Source organism: Jiangella alba, assembly GCF_900106035.1.
In the GTDB taxonomy this organism is placed as follows: Bacteria; Actinomycetota; Actinomycetes; order Jiangellales; family Jiangellaceae; genus Jiangella; species Jiangella alba.
This window is the reverse complement of the sequence record NZ_FNUC01000004.1, coordinates 1,422,375-1,439,782: the sequence shown is the minus strand read 5'-3', so window position 1 is coordinate 1,439,782 and position 17,408 is coordinate 1,422,375. Positions and strand designations below refer to the sequence as shown.

The following is a 17,408-nucleotide window of genomic DNA, read 5'->3' as shown; positions in this document are numbered from 1 at the left end:
AGTCCCTATCCTCCGCTCGCGCGAGCGTCGACCTCGTAGCTGGTGTTGATGGACTCGAAGAAGTTCACCAGTTGCAGCGTGTCGTTGGCAGTCGCCATCCACTTCGCGGGATTGGCGACCTTGTAGTGCGGCTCGAAACCCAGCTCCTCCAGCCGCCGGTCGGCGAGGTACCGCACGTACTGGTTGATGTACTCGGCGTTCATCCCCAGGATGCCGGTGGGCAGCAGGTCGCGGTTGTACCGCTCCTCCATCTCGACGCCGTCGATGATCATCTGCTCGATCTCGGCGGCGAACTCCGGCGTCTGCAGCTCCGGGTTCTCGTCCAGCACGGTGAGGACGAGGTTGATGCCGAACTTGAGGTGCAGGCTCTCGTCGCGGACGATCCAGTCGATCAGCGACGCGAAGTTGCGCAGCAGGTTCCGCTGCCGGAAGCTCAGCGCCACCATGAACCCGCTGTAGAACCAGATGCCCTCCAGCACGATGTTGTAGGCGACCAGGTTCCGGACGAAGTCCTGCTTGCCCTCGACGGTGGTGACGTCGAGCGTCTGCTCGGTCATCCGCTTGATGTAGCGGACCTCGAACTCCTCCTTCGCCACCATGGACGGGACGGTGAGGTGCGCGGCGTAGGCCTGCTCGCGGTCGATGGGGAACGTCTCGAGGACGTACTCGAAGGCCATGACGTGGTTGGCCTCCTCCCACATCTGCTTGGCGAGGTAGAGGTGCGCCTCGGCCGCGCTGAGGTACGGGTACACGCCGAACGCGAGCGCCTTGTTCACCAGCAGCTCGTTGGGGTTGAAGTAGCTCATCAGGAACGTCAGCGCGTGCCGCTCTTCGTCGGACATCTTCCGGAAGTCGGCCATGTCCTCGCCGAGCTGGACCTCGTGCGGGAACCACGTGTTCGCGACGGCCTGGTTGTACAGCTCGTAGGCCCACGGGTAGCGGACCGGCTTGAGCAGCAGGCCCTCCTGGATGCCGGTGCCGAGAATGCTCATCGTCGGTTCCCCTTCACTGGCAGGACTCGCACTGCAGGCGTTCCTGCGGATCGATCGGGCAGGCGTCCGCCTCGGGCTCCGTGACGACGGGCAGCGTCGCGGCCGGGGCGGGCGCGGGGGCTGAGGCGGGCGCGGGTGCGGGTGCGGGCGCCGCCGCGCGAGCGGCGCCGAAGCCGCGTCGCTGCCCGCCGGACGAGGCGCCGGTGCCGGCCAGCGACTCGGCCTTGTTCACCCGGACGGTGCTCTGCTCGGCCGTGTGCCGCGGCTTGACGTGCAGGTAGTAGGTGGTCTTGACGCCCTTCGCCCACGCCGCCGAGTAGATGTCGACCATGTCGTCGATGTCGCGCGTCTCGAGGTACATGTTGCGGCTGATGGCCTGGTCGATCCACTTCTGCGCCCGCGCCGCCACCTCGATGAACGCGTACGGCGACAGCTGGAACGAGGTCTGGTAGATCGCCTTGAGGTCGGCCGGGACGGCCTCCAGCGCCGACACGTCGCCCTGGGCCCGCAGCAGGTCCTCGCGGACGTCCTCCCACAGCCCGCGCTCCTTGAGGTCGGCCACCAGGTTGCGGTTGACCTCCAGGAACTTGCCGGAGCTGGTGGCCCGGCTGAACAGCTGGGAGAACTGCGGGTCCAGGCCCGGCGTGGTGCCGGCGACCAGGCCGATGGACGCCGTCGGGGCGATGGCCATGAGGGTGGCGTTGCGCATGCCGCCGCGGACCTTGGCGCGCAGCACGTCCCAGTCGAGCCGGCTGGACCGCGACACGGTGATCGGCACGCCGCGCTCCCGCTCGGCGCGGTCGACGGTGTCGATGGGCACCAGGCCGCGGCTCCAGCCGGAGCCGTCGAAGTTGGCGTACGAACCGCGCTCGCGGGCGAGATCGGCGCTCTCGTCGATGGCGTGGTAGCTGATGAACTCCATCAGCCGGTCGATGAGGTCGTAGGCCTGCTCGCTCTCGTACGACCAGCCCAGCCGCTCGACGACGTCGGTGAAGCCCATGACGCCCAGGCCGACGGCGCGGTTCAGCTCGTTGGACCGCTCGGACTCGGGCACCGACGAGATGGTGATGTCGATGAGGTTGTCGAGCTGGCGGACGGCCAGCCGGACGCTCTCGCGCAGCCGGTCCCACTGCCACCCGTCCGGGCCGAGGTGGGCGGACAGGTTGATCGAGGCGAGGTTGCAGACGGAGACGTTGTCGCGGTCCTGCGGCAGCGTGATCTCGGTGCACAGGTTGGACAGGTGGATCGTGCCGGTGTTGTCGTTGAGCGCCCGGTTGTTGATGGTGTCCTTCCACGTCAGCCACGGGTGCGACGTCGTCTGCAGGGCCACCAGGATGGCCCGGAACTGCTCGCGGGCCTTGATGCGGGTGAACGCGCGCAGCTCGCCGGCCTCGGCCGCCGCGACGTACTCGGCGTAGCGCCGGCTGAACGCGGCGCCGTACAGCTCCGGCAGGTCCGGCACGTCGAGCGGGTCGAACAGGTACCAGTCGTCGTCGTTGGCGACACGGGTCATGAACTCGTCGGAGATCCAGACCGCCGTGTTGGCGGTGCGGACCCGGCGGTACGGGTCGCCGGCGTTCTGCTTGAGGTCGAGGAACTGGCCGAAGTCGAGGTGCCAGTTCTCGATGTAGAAGGCCAGCGCGCCGAACTTCTTGCCGCCGCGCGACACCGCACGCAGCGTGGAGTCGATGGTGTGCATGAACGGGATCGGGCCGGTCGAGACGGTGTTGTTGCTGCGGATCGGCGAGCCCTCGGCGCGCAGCTTCGTCACCGACAGCCCGATGCCGCCGGTCCCCTTGGTCAGCCACATGACGTCGCGCACGCTCTTGGCGATGTGCTCGATGTCGTCCTGCATCTCCATGACGAAGCAGTTGGACAGCTGCGAGTACGCCGTACCGGCGTTGACCAGCGTCGATCCGGCTGCCAGGTAGTCGAGGCGGGACATCTTGCCGTAGAACTCGACGGCCGCCGCGGTGGCGTCGGCCTCGTTCAGCGACAGCCCCATCGCGACCCGCATCCAGAAGAACTGCGGCACCTCGAGCCGGTGGCCGTCGCGGTCGTTGATCATGTAGCGGTTACTCATGGTGACCGCGCCGATGTAGCGCAGCAGGTCGTCGCGCGCAGGCTCCAGCGCCGCCGCCAGCCGGTCGAGGTCGAAGTGGGTCGCGAGCCGATCGTCGAGGAGCCCGGCGGCCACGCCCTCCGCCACGTAGCCGGGGAACCTCAGCCGATGCAGCTCGGCCAGCTGGTCAGCGGTCTCGTAGTCGCCGAGGACCCGCTTGTATACCGTCTTCAGCAGCACCCGCGCCGCGACGGTGTCGAACGCGGGATCGTCGCGGACGTTCTGCAGGGCCACCTGGACGACGGCTTCGTCGAGCTGCTGGCTGGTGATGCCGTCGAACAGGGTGATCTCGAGTTCGGACTGCAGCTGGGTGACCCGGGCGACCTGGTTGTCCAGGCCCACGCTGGCGGCCTCGATGGCCCGGGCGATCTTGTAGCCGTCGTACGGCTCGACCGACCCGTCGCGTTTGACGACGTTGACGCTCATGCTCTCTCCTCGCGAGCTCGGCTGGCTCGGTCCACGGGCTCGGAGGCCGGGGTCAGGAGAGATGCGTCGCCGGCACCGCGCCGGGCGCGCTGGTGGCGCGGGCGCGGCGGTGAGTACGTCGTCGTATCGTCCCCTGGCCCCTCCCTCGGGAGCCGCGGACCACCGCACGCGTGCGGCGTGCGGTGCGCTGGCAGGTCTTCGGACTCACGGGCGCGGAGGGCCACCTGGCGGGTGGTGCTCCTTCTACTGGCCGTCGCTTCCCAGGCCACCTGGTGGCGGCCCAGTGCTTGTATGACGGCGGTCGTTCCCGTTCACCGCTGCGGGGCAGTCCCGGACTCACACCGGGTTCCCTGTTGCCCCCGCCGATCTGGCTGACCGGCGGAACCAGCTGCAACAGCCACACTATCTGGTACTTACACAGATGCAAGTCACCTACATCTAGTGTCTCGCCTGCCGGTCGCCCACATCGGGACAGATGCCGCGGCGACACTGTCCCGATCCTGCAGCGACATGGCCGAAACTCGCTGTCGCTGCTGCCCGGCGATCCGTCACAATGGGCCCGGTCAGTACTGTTCGAAGGAGACGCTCATGACGCAGGCCACGGCCCGGCCGGCGATGATCTGGACCGCGCTCGTCGTGGTCTACGTGGTCTGGGGGTCGACGTACCTCGGCATCCGGGTCATGGTCGAGGCCGACGTCCCGCCGTTCCTCGGCATGGGCCTGCGCTTCTCCCTCGCCGGGCTGCTGCTGCTCGGCTTCCTGTGGCTGCGGCACGGCCGGTCCCGCATCCGGGTCGGACGACGCGAACTGCGCGGCTCGGCGGTCATGGGCCTGCTGCTGCTCGTGCTCGGCAACGGCATGGTCGCGGTCGCCGAGCAGACGGTGCCCAGCGGACTGGCCGCCCTCATCGTCGGGGCGATCTCGCTGTGGTTCGTGCTGCTGCAGGTCGCCGGCGGCCAGCGCCCGCCGCTGCTCACGTGGGCCGGCGTGCTGGTCGGCCTGGCCGGCGTGGCCGTCATCAGCCTGCCGCGCGGTGGCATCGACGGTGTCGAGGCGTGGGGGGTGGGGCTGCTGCTGTTCGCCACCATCTCCTGGGCGTTCGGGTCCTACTTCTCGCCGCGACTGGGGCTGCCGCGCAACGCGCTGGTCGCGTCGGCGTACGAGATGCTCACCGCCGGGCTGGTCATGCTCGTGGTGTCCGTGGCCAGCGGCGAGCTCAGCGGACTGGACCTCTCGGCGATCCAGGCGGAGGGGTGGGTGGCGGTGGCGTACCTGGTGCTGTTCGGGTCGCTGCTGGGGTACACCGCCTACGCGTACCTGCTGTCGGTGGCGCCGCTGTCGCTGATCGGGACGTACGCGTACGTCAACCCGGTGGTCGCGGTGCTGCTCGGCTGGGCCGTCCTGTCCGAGCCGGTGACGTCGATCGTGCTGGCCGGCGGCGCACTGGTGGTCGGCGGCGTCGTCCTGGTGATGAACGGCGAACGCAGGCCGGCTCAGGGGCGCCGATCCGACCCTGCTCCCGACCGCACACCGGACGAGGCGCTCACCTGACACCACCTCTCGGCGTTGACAGTCGTCGAGGACGTTGCGAGGATGCGGCACGGTCGTCCGAAAGGACGCGCACATCGCGTCCCACCCGCCGAAAGGGAGTGAAGGATGTGAAGCGAAGGATCGTCCTCGCGGCGCTGGTCGCCGTGGCCGGCTTGGCTGGCACCGCCGTGGTTGCTGCCGGCGGCGTCGGCGCTACGCCGGGGGAAGTGGCCCCGTGGAACGACGACGGCGTGCGCGACACGCCGGACGGCGGCTCCGACTTCTGTTGCTGACAGCCGCAACTCACAGCGATGCCCCGGCGCCTGACTGGCGCCGGGGCATCGCTGTGTGACGGTGTGCGTCGCTCGTCAGGCCGTGGCCGACGGCGTGAGGCCCAGCGGGGCGTCGAAGCTCCCGCTGACGGCTTCGTCGGCGAGGCCGGCCGGGATGTGCGGGCCGACCCGGACCGACCGGAGCGCGTTGTCGTAGGCATCGAGCGCCGCGTCGGTGCGACCGAGGTCGCGGTAGAGGTCGGCCAGCTCGCGCCAGGCCCGGGCCGCCACTCGAGTGGCCCCCATGGACTCGAGCGCCGACGCGGCCAGCGCGGCCTCGCGGATGCTCTGCTCGACGTCGCCCTGCGCGCGCAGCACCCGGGCGAGGGTGAGCCGGGCCAGTGCCCCGCCGATCCACGGCCGGTCGCCCAGTTCGCGCAGCGCGGTGTCGGCGGCGGTGCGGGCGTCGTCGAGCCGGCCGAGCCGCAGCAGCGCCTCGGCGCGATGGGTGCTGAAGGTCGCGATGTCGGTGATGCTGCCGTGCTGGCGGATGGCCGCCTCGACGCCGTCGAGGACCGCCAGTGCCTCCTGGGCCTGGGGCTCGCTGCCCTGCAGCAGCAGCCAGGCGTGCGCCAGCCGCAGCCGGGCGAGGTTGCGGAGGTCGTCGCCCTCGCCGAACATCGCCAGCGCGCGGTCGACCAGGTTCAACGCCAGCGCCAGCTCGCCGCGGGACTCGGCGATGAGCGAGGCGTTCCAGTACGCCGCGCCGCGGGTGTGCGGCGTGCCGATGCGGTCGGCGGCGGCCACCAGCTCGGCCGCGAGCGCGTTGGACCGCACGAGGTCGCCACGGCCGGAGTAGGCGCCGAGCACCGTGCAGCCGAGGCGGATGTACTCGTCGGTGTTCTCGAGCCCGAGGTCGAAGGCCGCGCGACGGGCCTCTTCACCGACCTGGATGGCCATGTCGTAGTCGCCGACGCGGTCGTAGCACCGGGTGAGCGCGATGGCGACGTCGAGCCACGACTGCACCGCGGGCGACTGCCGCGCTTCGTCGGCCAGCTCGCTGAGCAGCCCGATGGCGCCCTCGAGGTCGCCGGTGCGCTCGCGGGCCAGCGCCCGGCCCAGGCGGGCGGCGCGGCTCTGCTCGTCGTTCAGACCAGGATCCCCGACCAGCACGGTGAACTGCTCGTACGCCTCGTCGGCCCGGCCATCGCGCAGCGCCATCTCGGCGCGGCCGAGGGCGAGGCGGGCCTTGGTACGGACGGACGCGTCGACGCCGTCGCGCAGGTACTCGACGTCGATGCGCAGCCGCTCGGCGATGTGCGAGAGCGCGGACGAGGCCGGCTGGCGACGGCCGCTCTCGACGAGCGAGACGTAGCTGGGGGACAGCATGCCCTCGGCGATCTCCGCCTGGGAAAGTCCGAGTTCCAACCGGCGGGATCGGATACGCTGCCCGACGGGCGTCGGAAGCGGCGCCTCGTCCACTGTTGCTGGCTGGTCTTCTGTCATGACAGTATTGGACTACAGTCAGTCACATTTTGCCAGCCCAAATGCCGACTTTAGGAGTTCGATCTAGATGGGGCGTGCCAAGCGAGTCGTGGTCGCGGCTGTCGCAGCGTTCGCACTCGTCTTCGCCGTGGGCACGCCGGCTGTCGCCACAATCGCGCCGGCCGGGAGCCCCGGACAATTCTGCTGCTGATGCGGTAGCCACAGACTGCACGGACGGCGTCCGGCGTCTCGCCCCCCGAACGCAGGACGCCGTCCGTGCTTGTTCCCCCTGCACGCAGGGATATGCGTCCTTTGGAAAGCGTTAGCCAACCCGCCATTCGGCGGCCAGTCGGATCAGCCTGTCATTGGCCTCGCGCTCGGCGATCGTGACCCGGCAGCCGTCGCCGGCGAATGGGCGTACGACCAGCCCTTCGTCCTCGCAGAAGCGGGCGAAGTCGAGCGTCCGCTCGCCCAGCGCCAGCCACACGAAGTTCGCCTCGGTGTGAGGAATCTCCCATCCCTGCGCCGTCAGCGCGTCGTACACCCGGGTGCGCTCGCTGACCAGGGCCTCGACCCGCTCGAGCAGCTCGGCCTCGCGGGCCAGCGACTCGACGGCGGCTCGCTGGGCGATGCCGGAGACACCGAACGGCACCGCGGTCTTGCGCAGTGCGTCGGCGACGTCGTCGTGCGCGATGGCGAACCCGACGCGGAGCCCGGCCAGGCCGTACGCCTTCGAGAACGTGCGCAGCACGCACACGTTGCGGTGTCGGCGGTAGAGCTCGAGGCCGTCGGCGGCGGCGGGGTCGCGGACGAACTCGCGGTACGCCTCGTCGACCACCACCAGGACGTCCTCGGGCACCCGGCGCACGAACGCGGCCAGCTCATCGCGCCCGGCCACCGGCCCGGTCGGGTTGTTCGGCGTGCACACGAGCACCAGGCGGGTGCGGTCGGTGATGGCGTCGGCCATGGCGTCGAGGTCGTGCCGCGCGCCGGCGGCCAGCGGCACCTCCACCGCCGTGGCGCCGGAGATGCCGACCACGATGGGGTACGCCTCGAACGACCGCCAGGCGTAGACCACTTCGTCGCCCTCGGCGGCCGTGGCCTGGATGATCTGCTGCAGCACGCCGACGCTGCCGGTGCCGGTGGCGATGTGCTCGGGCGGCACGCCGAAGCGGTCGGCCAGCGCCGCCACCAGCTCGGTGGCGAACAGGTCCGGGTAGCGGTTCAGCGAGCCGGCCGTGGCCGTGACGGCCTCGAGGACGCCGGGCAGCGGCGGATAGGGGTTCTCGTTCGAGGAGATCTTGAACGCCGGCACCGCGCCCGCGGCGGGTGCGGCCGGCCGGCCCGGCTTGTAGGACGGCAGACCGTCGAGAGCCTTGCGAATGCGCACCATGTCCGCACGATAGCCGCTCCCGCGAACGGCCCCGGATGTGTACGCTCGGCAGCCGTGACGTCCTTCATCATCCGCCTGCTCGTCAACGGATTCGCCCTGTGGGTGGCGACCCGGATCGTCGACGGCGTGACCATCAGCTCTGACAGCACGTCAAGCGAGATCCTGACCTTGCTTGTCGTGGCCCTCATCTTCGGTCTGATCAACGCGTTCATCAAACCAGTGGTCCAGTTGTTGTCTCTACCACTGCTGATCTTGACCCTCGGTCTCTTCACGTTGATCGTCAACGCGCTGATGTTCGAGCTGACCTCGTGGATCGCCGACGCACTGGACGTGCCCTTCCACGTCGACGACTTCTTCTGGTCGGCCGTGCTCGGCGCGCTGGTGGTCTCGTTCGTCAGCTGGCTCCTGAATCTGTTGTTGCCGAACTGACGAACGGCGGCACGCGGTCGTCCATCCGTCGTCGGGGCGTGGACCTTAACGCCTACTTGATACGACCCTTCTTCCGCTGGGCCGATGTTTGACGTACCTTTGGCCTAGCATCCTCTGCACGACGGATAGGCGCCCGTTTCTGCCGGCGCCACGGGGGTTCGTTGTGCCCTGAACTCAGTGTGGGCATGGTGAACAGATGACGATCGGCTACGGCCCCGTCGGTTCGGTCCTGACCGAGCAACCTCCTTCGGGCCATCAGCGCGCCCGGCACCCGGAGCGCGGCACGTCCGCGTCGCCTCCGGCGCCGCTCGCGGTCACGACTCCACCGGGATACCCGGAACCCGACTCCAACCGGCACGCGCTGGTGGGCTCGATGGTCTACGAGGTCGTCTACGACGATCCGCACGGCAACCCCATGCTCGCCTTCGCCGACGGCCAGTGGTTCGACGTCACGTCCTTCGCGCCGCGGCCGGTCTCCGTCCGCCACGCGCTGCGCCGTGACCCCGCGTGGTCCGGTGCGGTCGTGCAGACGATCTGCCTGTGGATGCGCAGCAACCCCAACCACGAGCGGTCCTTCGATCTGGCCACCGAGCTCGCGTTGGCCGTCGGGGAGCTCGCGCGCCAGCGCCGCTGAGGCGCCTGTGGCCGTGACGGATTCCACTACCCCATACCGCGTCTGCGTCGTCTGCGCCGGCAACATCTGCCGGTCGCCCATCGCCGAGTTCGTGCTGCGCCACCGCCTCGAGCAGGCCGGCCTGGGCGACCTCGTCACCGTCGACTCCGCCGGCACCGGCGGCTGGCACGCCGGCCAGCCGGCCGACCCCCGCGCGGTCGCCGCGCTGCACCACCACGGCTACGACGGCAGCGCCCACCGCGCCCGCCAGTTCCGCCGCGAGTGGTTCGCCGACGTCGACCTCGTGCTGGCCCTCGACCGCGAGAACTTCGCCGGCCTCAGCACGCTGGCCCGCGACGACGACACCCGCGCCAAGGTGCAGTTGCTGCGCAGCTACGACCCCGACGTCATGGCCGGCGACGACACCGACGTGCCCGACCCCTACTACGGCGACGACGCCGCGTTCGTCCACGTGCTGCTGATGATCGAGCGGGCCGCCGACGGCTTCGTCGCGGCGGTGCGCCAGGAGATCGAGCTCGACGTGCCGGGTGGTGAGCCCAGTCGACAGTGAGCATCTGCACACGCTGCTGGGCACCGCCGTCGAATCGCTCACCCCGGTCGGCGGCGGTTCCATCTGCGAAGCCCGGCGGGCCCGGCTGGGCGACGGCCGCACGGTCTTCGTCAAGACCCGGGCGGGCGCGCCGCCGGGATTCTTCCCGGCCGAGGCGCTCGGGCTGACGCGGCTGGCGGCGGCCCCGGGCGGCGTCCCCGTCCCGCGGATGCTCGCGCACGACGAACACTGCCTGGTCCTCGAATGGGTCACGACGGGCGTCCCGTCGGCGACGGCCGCGGAACGGTTCGGCCGCGCCCTCGCCGCCACGCACCGGCACGGCGCCGACGTGTTCGGCACGGCCGACGGCCCCGGCTGGATCGGCAGCCTCGACCTCCCGCACGGGCCCTGGAAACGCTGGCCGGACCTGTGGGCCTACGGGCGGCTGGAGCCGTACCTGCGCACGGCCCGCAAGGCCGGCGCCGTCGACAGACGCACCGTCGCCGACGTCGAGAAGGTCATCGCCGACCTCCCCCGGCTGGCCGGACCGGACGAGCCGCCGGCGCTGGTCCACGGCGACCTCTGGGCCGGCAACGTGCTGTGGACCGAGACCGGCGCGTACCTCGTCGACCCCGCCGCGCACGGCGGCCACCGCGAGACCGACCTCGCCATGCTCACGCTGTTCGGCCTGCCGCACCTCGACCGCGTCCTCGCCGCCTACGACGAGGCCTGGCCGCTGGCCGCGGGCTGGCGCGAACGGCTGCCGCTGCACCAGCTGCACCCCGTGCTCGTCCACGCCGTGCTGTTCGGCGGGTCGTACGGCGCCCAGGCCGGCCGGCTGGCCCGGCAGGCGCTGCGGGCCGGCTGATCCGGGTTCGCCGGGCTTTGCCCCTCCTCCTCTGGTCGGACACGCAGCTTCCGCAGCGCGAATGAGCTGGCAGCGGCCTGCGACCCGGTAGGTTCGCAGCGACCGACCAACGATCGGGAGATCATGATCACGGCCCAGGGGTTGTACAAACGATACGGCGCGAAGACCGCCGTCGATCATCTGTCGTTCGAGGTGCGTCCCGGCATGGTGACGGGCTTCCTCGGACCCAACGGCGCGGGCAAGTCCACCACCATGCGCCTCATGCTCGACCTCGACAACGGTGGCGGTGAGACGCTGTTCGACGGGCGGAAGTTCGGCACCATCGCGCACCCGATGCGCGAGATCGGCGCCGTGCTCGAGTCCAAGGCGTTCCACCCGACCCGCACCGCCCGCAACCACCTGCGCATGCTGGCGGCGGGCAGCGGCATCGCGTTCCACCGGGTCGACGAAGTGCTCGAGTTCGTCGGCCTCACCGAGGTGAAGAACAAGAAGCCGAAGAACTTCTCCCTCGGCATGGCACAGCGGCTGGGCCTGGCCCAGGCGCTGCTCGGCGACCCCCAGACGCTGATCCTCGACGAGCCCGCCAACGGCCTCGACCCCAGCGGCATCCACTGGCTGCGCACCGTCCTCAAGTCGCTGGCCGACCAGGGCCGGACCATCTTCGTCTCCAGCCACCTGCTGTCCGAGATGGCGCTGATGGCCGACCAGCTGGTCGTCATCGGCCGCGGCAAGATGATCTACAACGGCGACGTCGACGGCTTCGTCCGCGACTTCACCCAGTCCAGCGTGCTGGTGCGCAGCCCGCAGGCGGGCCAGCTGGCCGAGCTACTCCGCCGCGTCGACGGCGTCACCGTCGAGGAGGTGCCCGCGACCGCCCGGCCGGCAAGCGACGACCCCGCCGCGGTGGCAGCGGCCGCCGCCGCGGGCCCGCCGCCGTCGCCGGCCCTGCGGGTGTCGGGCATCGAGACCGCCGCCGTGGGCGAGCTGGCCTTCCAGAACACGATCATGCTGCATGAGCTGGTCACGCAGACCGCGTCGCTCGAGACCGCGTTCATCACCGCCACCGGCGAATCCGAGGAATACGTCGCGCACGACCTCGGGCCGGCAGGCAGCGCGCCCGGCGCCGCGGAGGTCCCCGCGGCCGGCCCGCCCGCCGCGCCACCCGTCCCGCCATCGCAACCCGGCGGCCCGACCCCGGGAGGTGCGGCATGAGCAGCGCGCTCCGCTTCGAATGGGTGCGGCTCCGCACTCTGCGCTCGACCTACTGGCTGAGCGGCATCGGCGTCCTCATCACCGCCGGCGTGGCGTTCATCATCGCCTACGCCACCCGCAACGACCCGCTCGACGACGACATCACCGCCCAGGTCCTCACCGGCGGCGCCGAGTTCGCCACCTTCATCCCGGTGTTCATGTCGATCATCGGGGTCTTCTCCACTGGCCACGAGTACCGCCACGGCACCATCCAGCCGACGCTCACGGCCATCCCGCAGCGGTCCCGGCTGCTGCTGGCGAAGATCATCATGGTCAGCATCTGGTCGGCGGTGGTGGTCGCGGTGTCGCTGGCCGTCAACCTCGGCCTCGGGCTGATCTTCTGGGGCGAGATGCCGTCCTTCGGCAGCCCGATCGACCAGGTCATCCCCGGCTACTTCGTGCTGGTCATCCTGTACGCCATCTGCGGCCTGGCGCTGGCTCAGCTGTTCCGCGGCGTGCCCAGCGCCATCGTGGTTCTGCTGGTGACGCCGCTGCTGGTCGAGGGTCTGATCTCCGGGCTGTCGCTGGTGCCGGCGCTGGACTGGCTGCAGCCGGCGCTGAAGTTCCTGCCGTTCTCGGCCGGGGCCCGGCTGCTGGCCACCAGCCCATACGAGGCCAACGGCGGTCCCGACTTCGACTACCTGAGCCGCTGGGAGTCCGGTGGTGTTTTCGCGGCGTTCGTCGCAATCATCCTGGCCGTCGCCTGGTACCTGTTCAAGAAACGCGACGCCTGACGGCCGGCTGCGCCCGGATCAGGATGCGGTGAAGTCGGCGGAGATCGTCACCGACACCTCGATCCGTTCCGGGCGCAGCGACACCGACGGACCGCCGTGGTCGGCCGACGCCGCGTGGCCGAACTGCACCACCCTGGCACCCTCGAACCCCGGCTGATCGTGCGACCGGAGGCCCGGCTCGTACAGCGCTGTCACGTCCGCCTTCGCGAGACCGAGCGCGGCGGCGTAGGTGGCCGCCCGCTCCTGGGCGTCGCGCACGGCCTCGGCCCGCACCTCGCGCTCGATCTCGCGGCGGTGGTCGTCGGTCAGCTCCCAGTCGACGCCGTCGACCACCACGCCGTCGACCGCGCCGGCGTCGGTGACCCACGTCGACAGCGCGGCGAAGTCGGAGAACCGCACCGCCACCCCGGCGGCGGCCACCTGGAACGTCTCGGCGACGTCGGAGTCGCGGCGGTAGCGCTGCACCGTCGACACGTACACCTGGTCGGCCGACCACCGCGTGGCCGCGCCCGCCGTGACGTAGCGTTCGGCGTCGGCGGACAGCCGGGCGTGCAGGTCGGCGACGAACGGGACGACGTCGGCCGAGCGGCGCGCTTCGCGGGTGGCGCGCAGGTGGACGGTACCGCGCTCGGCCGGCACCAGACGGTGCGCCGTACCGGCGACGGTGATGGTGACCATCTCAGACCGTGACCTCTCCGTGGGCGGTGCGGAACCGCACCGAGCGCACGCCCGGGCCGCCGTTCGCCGGCAGCCAGCGCACGTCGACGTCGTCGAGCGGGTGGTCCTCGGGCTCGCCCAGCCACGCCGTGACGAAGTGCGGGTCGCCGGCGATGTCGAGGCTGAGCAGCTCGACGTCGTGGCCGCCCTTCGACGGGTGCTCGGCGGCGTCGGACTCCCAGTGCACGAAGAACGGCAGCTGCGGGTCGTTCATGAGGCCCATGACGCCGATCTGCCGCCACACGAGGTCGTAGCCGTCAGGGCGCACCCGGTGGCCGCCGACGGCGGGCCGGCCCAGCCGCTCCTCGATGGGCGCGAGGTCGTCGACCGCGACGACCCAGCCGAGCCAGCCGCCGCCGGCCTCGGACCGTGCCTTGACCGCCTGGCCGAACGGCACCTTGTCGACGACGGGGTGGTCCAGCGCCGCCACCACCTCGAGGTAGTGCCCGCCGGCCAGCGGCAAGACCCGGTTGCGGGTGCCGAAGCGCGGATGCAGGCCGCCGTCGACGAGGTCGACCCCCAGCTCACCGGCCAGCCGCTGCGCGGTGGCGTCGAGTCCGTCCGGTCCGGCCGCGTACGAGAGGTGATCGAGGCGCATCCGTGCATCGTGGCAGTCTCCGGACCGGTTTGGCGAGCCGAGGCCCTCCGGGCGGCCCGCCGGGTGCGTTAACGTTGCAGATCGGTGATCACTGCGAATCGGGAAGATCGGTACGAAGGGTCACCGGCACGAGTAGACATGATCATGCAGCATCTGTGGCATCGATCCAGCGCACCTGGAGGCGACTGCGCGTGAGCATCGAGATCACCAGGACCGCCCGCAGCTACGCCGCCTACCTGGACGGACTCCGGGTCGGCGAACTCACCTACACCCGCCGCGACAACGAGATCGTGGCGTTGCACACCGTGGTCGAGGAGGCCGCCGAGGGCAAGGGCGTCGGCGGCGCGCTGGCCCGGGCCCTGCTCGACGACGCCCGGGAGGGCGACCTCGAGGTCGTACCCCAGTGCCCGTTCGTGGCCGGCTACCTCGACAAGCATCCCGAGTACGCCGACCTGCGGGCCGGTTAGCCCACGGCGGCACGCAGCCGCCGGGCGGCGGCCCGCGGGTCGTCCGCGGCGGTGATGGCGCGGACGACGACCACCCGGCGGGCGCCCGCGTCGACCACTTCGGCGACACTGCGCTCGTCGATGCCGCCGATGGCGAACCACGGCGTGGCCGGCGCCGTGGCGGCCACGGCCTTCACGGTCTCGACGCCGACGGCCGGGCGGCCCTGCTTGGTGGGCGTCGGCCAGACCGGGCCGACACAGAAGTAGTCGACGTCGGGGTCGGCCTCGGCCACCGCGGCCTGCTCGGCGGAGTGCGTCGACCGGCCCAGCAGCACGTCCGGCCCGAGCAGCCGCCGGCTCGCCGCGACCGGGAGATCCTCCTGGCCGGTGTGCAGGATGGCCGCTCCGGCCAGCTCGGCGAGGTCGGCGCGGTCGTTGACGGCGACCAGCGCGCCGTGCTCGGCCGCGACCCGCGCCACCAGCGGCTGCAGCTCCAGTTCGGTGCGCGCGTCCAGCGACTTGTCGCGCAGCTGGACGATGTCGACGCCGCCGGACAGCGCCGCGTGCAGGAACGACTCGAGGTCGCCGCGGTCGCGCCGGGCGTCGGTGCACAGGTAGAGCCGGGCGTCGGCCAGCCGCTGTCTCGGGTCGGGGGTCACAGCCGGAGTCTGCCACGGGCGGGGTACCGTGGAAGCGCACGGGAGCCCTGACGGCAGGGCTGAGAGGGCCAGCGGGCCGACCGTCGAACCTGAACTGGGTCATGCCAGCGGAGGGAGCATCGTGAGTGTCGACGTGGCCGTGGTCGGCTGCGGCATCATCGGCGCCGCCGTCGCGTGGCGGCTGTCGCGGCTCGGCCTGAGGGTCGCGTGCCTCGACCCCGCGCCCGGCGACGGCGCCACCCACGCGGCCGCGGGCATGCTGGCCGACGTCACCGAGGCCGACTTCGGCGAGGACCACCTGACGGCGCTGAACGTGGCGTCCGCGCGGGCGTGGCCGGAGTTCGCCGCCGAGCTGTCCGACGCCACCGGCGCCGACCTCGCGTTCCGGCGCACCGGCACGCTGACCGTCGCGTACGACTCCGGCGACCGGCAGCAGCTGCGCCGGCTGCTGACGCTGCGCCGTGGCCTGGGACTGCCGATCGAGGAGATCTCGGTCGACGACGCCCGGCGCATGGAGCCGCTGCTCGGCCCGCGGCTGGCCGGCGCCACGTGGACGGCCGACGAGCACCAGGTCGACCCACGGCGGGTGCACGCGGCGCTGCTGGCCGTGCTCGCCGACCGGGGCGTGGCGGTCGTGCGCCGCCGGGTCGCCGAGCTGAGCCTGACGCCGTCGGGCGGGGTGGGCGGCGTGGTCGACGACCGTGGCACGCGGCACCGGGCCGGGTCGGTGGTGCTGGCGGCCGGCTGGGCCAGCCGTGAGCTGGCCCGCGCGCTGCCCGGCCTCGCCGGCGTGCCGACCCGCCCGGTCAAGGGGCAGATCCTGCGGCTCGACGCGTCGGGGCAGCCGGGGTTCGCGCTCGGCCGCGTGGTCCGCGGCTTCGTGCAGGCGCGCGCCGTCTACCTGGTGCCGCGGCACGGTGGCGAGGTCGTCGTCGGCGCCACCAGCGAGGAGCAGCCCGACGACCGCCAGGTCACCGCGGGCGGGACGTTCGCCGTCCTGCGCGACGCGCGGGCGCTGGTCCCCGGCATCGACGAGCTGCCGCTGACGGAGCTGACCGCGCGGGCCCGTCCCGGCAGCCCCGACAACCTGCCACTCATCGGCGATTCCGGCATTCCGGGCCTGCTGCTGGCGACCGGTCACTACCGCAACGGGATCCTGCTCGCGCCGCTCACCGCGTCGGCGCTCGCGGCTCGATACGGTGCGGGAACGGTGCCCGAGTGGGCCGCGGCCGCGGACCCGCGCCGGTTCGCCGCGACTGTGACGGGAGGACCCACATGACCACGGTGGTGACGATCAACGGTGACGTCGTCGCGTTCGATTCCGACGCGACGCTGGGCGACGTCGTGCTGCGCACCATGACCAAGCCCGACGGCACGTTCAACGACCGCGGCATCGCCGTCGCCGTCAACCAGATCGTCGTGCCGCGCGCCGACTGGGCGGCGACGCCGCTGCAACCCGACGACAAGATCGAGATCATCACCGCCGTCCAAGGAGGCTGACATGTCCGCCGACCCCCTCGTCATCGCCGGGGTGCCGCTGTCGTCGCGCCTGATCATGGGCACCGGCGGCGCACCCAGCCTGCTCGGGCTCGAGGCGGCGCTGCTGGAGTCGGGCACCGAGCTGACGACGGTGGCGCTGCGCCGCGTGCAGGCGAACGGCGAGGGGTCGGTCTGGGAGCTGCTGCACCGCAACGGCATCCGGGTGCTGCCCAACACCGCCGGCTGCTTCTCCGCCGCCGAGGCGGTGCTGACGGCGAAGCTGGGCCGCGAGGCGTGCGAGACCGACTGGGTGAAGCTGGAGGTCATCGCCGACGACGTCACGCTGCTGCCCGACCCGGTCGAGCTGGTGGCGGCGGCCCGGCAGCTGGTCGACGACGGCTTCACCGTGCTGCCGTACACCAACGACGACCCGATCCTGGCCCGCAAGCTGGCCGACGCCGGCTGCGCCGCCGTCATGCCGCTGGGCGCGCCCATCGGCACCGGCCTGGGCATCCTCAACCCCCGCAACATCGCCGCGATCGTCGCCGACGCGTCCGTGCCGGTCATCCTCGACGCCGGCATCGGCACCGCGTCCGACGCCGCGCAGGCCATGGAGCTGGGCTGCGACGGCGTCCTGCTCGCCACCGCGGTCACCCGGGCCGCCGACCCGGTCCGCATGGCCCGCGCCATGCGGCTCGCGGTCGAGGCCGGCCGCGACGCGGCGCTGGCCGGACGCATCCCGCGACGCGAGGACGCGCTGGCATCGTCGCCGGTCGACGGCCGGGTCAACCTCGATCTGGCGTTGTGACCGTCCCGGGTACCGGAGTCCGGCTGTCGCCGGATG

The 17,408-nt window shown here is 71.5% G+C and carries 19 protein-coding genes and 2 riboswitches; of the genes, 12 read left to right on the top strand and 7 right to left on the bottom strand.

Translation table 11 applies throughout. The features are described 5' to 3' along the window. Positions 1-5 precede the first annotated feature (5 nt). Both BLV02_RS24500 and BLV02_RS24495 read right to left on the bottom strand, forming a co-directional pair. Positions 6-992: a ribonucleotide-diphosphate reductase subunit beta gene (locus BLV02_RS24500; RefSeq protein WP_069109194.1), complete on the bottom strand. Its 987-nt coding sequence runs from the start codon at positions 990-992 to the stop codon at positions 6-8. A gap of 13 nt (positions 993-1,005) precedes the next feature. Further along, a complete protein-coding gene (locus BLV02_RS24495) occupies positions 1,006-3,540 on the bottom strand; it encodes a ribonucleoside-diphosphate reductase subunit alpha (protein WP_069109195.1) in 2,535 nt (844 codons plus the stop codon). 172 nt (positions 3,541-3,712) lie between these two features. Then, positions 3,713-3,945, bottom strand: a riboswitch (cobalamin riboswitch). Between the two features lie 183 nt (positions 3,946-4,128). On the opposite strand from BLV02_RS24495, the gene BLV02_RS24490 reads away from it, so the two are divergent. Then, complete coding sequence (locus BLV02_RS24490; RefSeq protein WP_069109196.1) at positions 4,129-5,091, top strand: EamA family transporter; 963 nt, start codon at positions 4,129-4,131, stop codon at positions 5,089-5,091. Between the two features lie 107 nt (positions 5,092-5,198). Continuing rightward, complete coding sequence (locus BLV02_RS36740) at positions 5,199-5,363, top strand: hypothetical protein (protein WP_171906625.1); 165 nt, start codon at positions 5,199-5,201, stop codon at positions 5,361-5,363. A 75-nt stretch (positions 5,364-5,438) separates the two neighbouring features. Here the strand turns inward: BLV02_RS36740 and BLV02_RS24485 are convergent, their stop codons facing one another. Further along, positions 5,439-6,848, bottom strand: a complete 1,410-nt coding sequence (locus BLV02_RS24485; RefSeq protein WP_083288212.1) for a tetratricopeptide repeat protein — start codon at positions 6,846-6,848, stop codon at positions 5,439-5,441. 301 nt (positions 6,849-7,149) lie between these two features. Next, complete coding sequence (hisC, locus tag BLV02_RS24480; RefSeq protein WP_069109198.1) at positions 7,150-8,220, bottom strand: histidinol-phosphate transaminase; 1,071 nt, start codon at positions 8,218-8,220, stop codon at positions 7,150-7,152. 54 nt (positions 8,221-8,274) lie between these two features. Here hisC and BLV02_RS24475 point away from each other — a divergent pair, with 54 nt between their 5' ends. The 6 genes from BLV02_RS24475 (at position 8,275) to BLV02_RS24450 (ending at position 12,665) form a co-directional block, all read left to right on the top strand. Then, positions 8,275-8,649, top strand: a complete 375-nt coding sequence (locus BLV02_RS24475; RefSeq protein ID WP_069109199.1) for a phage holin family protein — start codon at positions 8,275-8,277, stop codon at positions 8,647-8,649. A 196-nt stretch (positions 8,650-8,845) separates the two neighbouring features. Then, a complete protein-coding gene (locus tag BLV02_RS24470; protein ID WP_069109200.1) occupies positions 8,846-9,283 on the top strand; it encodes a hypothetical protein in 438 nt (145 codons plus the stop codon). A 13-nt stretch (positions 9,284-9,296) separates the two neighbouring features. Beyond that, a complete protein-coding gene (locus tag BLV02_RS24465) occupies positions 9,297-9,833 on the top strand; it encodes a low molecular weight protein-tyrosine-phosphatase (RefSeq protein ID WP_069109593.1) in 537 nt (178 codons plus the stop codon). Next, positions 9,814-10,680 carry a fructosamine kinase family protein gene (locus BLV02_RS24460; RefSeq protein ID WP_216093965.1) on the top strand — a complete coding sequence of 289 codons (867 nt, stop codon included), beginning with the start codon at positions 9,814-9,816 and terminating at the stop codon, positions 10,678-10,680. The genes BLV02_RS24465 and BLV02_RS24460 overlap by 20 nt, the downstream gene beginning before the upstream one ends. 123 nt (positions 10,681-10,803) lie before the next feature. Then, complete coding sequence (locus tag BLV02_RS24455; protein ID WP_069109201.1) at positions 10,804-11,892, top strand: ATP-binding cassette domain-containing protein; 1,089 nt, start codon at positions 10,804-10,806, stop codon at positions 11,890-11,892. Further along, positions 11,889-12,665, top strand: coding sequence for an ABC transporter permease (locus BLV02_RS24450; RefSeq protein ID WP_069109202.1), 777 nt, complete (start codon positions 11,889-11,891; stop codon positions 12,663-12,665). Before BLV02_RS24455 ends, BLV02_RS24450 begins: the two co-directional genes overlap by 4 nt. An 18-nt stretch (positions 12,666-12,683) precedes the next feature. Here the strand turns inward: BLV02_RS24450 and BLV02_RS24445 are convergent, their stop codons facing one another. Both BLV02_RS24445 and BLV02_RS24440 read right to left on the bottom strand, forming a co-directional pair. Continuing rightward, entirely contained in the window at positions 12,684-13,343 is a 660-nt protein-coding gene (locus tag BLV02_RS24445; protein ID WP_069109203.1) for an SIMPL domain-containing protein, read from the bottom strand. 1 nt (position 13,344) lies between these two features. Continuing rightward, positions 13,345-13,980 carry a VOC family protein gene (locus BLV02_RS24440; RefSeq protein WP_069109204.1) on the bottom strand — a complete coding sequence of 212 codons (636 nt, stop codon included), beginning with the start codon at positions 13,978-13,980 and terminating at the stop codon, positions 13,345-13,347. A 191-nt stretch (positions 13,981-14,171) separates the two neighbouring features. Here BLV02_RS24440 and BLV02_RS24435 point away from each other — a divergent pair, with 191 nt between their 5' ends. Beyond that, positions 14,172-14,447 carry a GNAT family N-acetyltransferase gene (locus BLV02_RS24435; RefSeq protein ID WP_216093966.1) on the top strand — a complete coding sequence of 92 codons (276 nt, stop codon included), beginning with the start codon at positions 14,172-14,174 and terminating at the stop codon, positions 14,445-14,447. Here BLV02_RS24435 and thiE read toward each other — a convergent pair. Then, positions 14,444-15,085, bottom strand: coding sequence for a thiamine phosphate synthase (gene thiE / locus BLV02_RS24430; protein WP_069109205.1), 642 nt, complete (start codon positions 15,083-15,085; stop codon positions 14,444-14,446). The two genes, BLV02_RS24435 and thiE, sit on opposite strands and share 4 nt — an antisense overlap. A gap of 28 nt (positions 15,086-15,113) precedes the next feature. Next, positions 15,114-15,218, top strand: a riboswitch (TPP riboswitch). Between thiE and thiO the strand changes: the two genes are divergently transcribed. The 3 genes from thiO (at position 15,207) to BLV02_RS24415 (ending at position 17,372) form a co-directional block, all read left to right on the top strand. Continuing rightward, positions 15,207-16,364, top strand: coding sequence for a glycine oxidase ThiO (gene thiO / locus BLV02_RS24425; protein WP_074946951.1), 1,158 nt, complete (start codon positions 15,207-15,209; stop codon positions 16,362-16,364). (Overlaps the previous riboswitch by 12 nt.) Continuing rightward, the gene (gene thiS / locus BLV02_RS24420) at positions 16,361-16,585 is read left to right on the top strand and encodes a sulfur carrier protein ThiS (RefSeq protein ID WP_069109206.1); all 225 of its coding nucleotides are present in this window, start codon (positions 16,361-16,363) and stop codon (positions 16,583-16,585) included. Before thiO ends, thiS begins: the two co-directional genes overlap by 4 nt. A 1-nt stretch (position 16,586) precedes the next feature. After that, positions 16,587-17,372, top strand: coding sequence for a thiazole synthase (locus BLV02_RS24415; protein ID WP_069109207.1), 786 nt, complete (start codon positions 16,587-16,589; stop codon positions 17,370-17,372). The last annotated feature ends 36 nt before the right edge of the window (positions 17,373-17,408 follow it).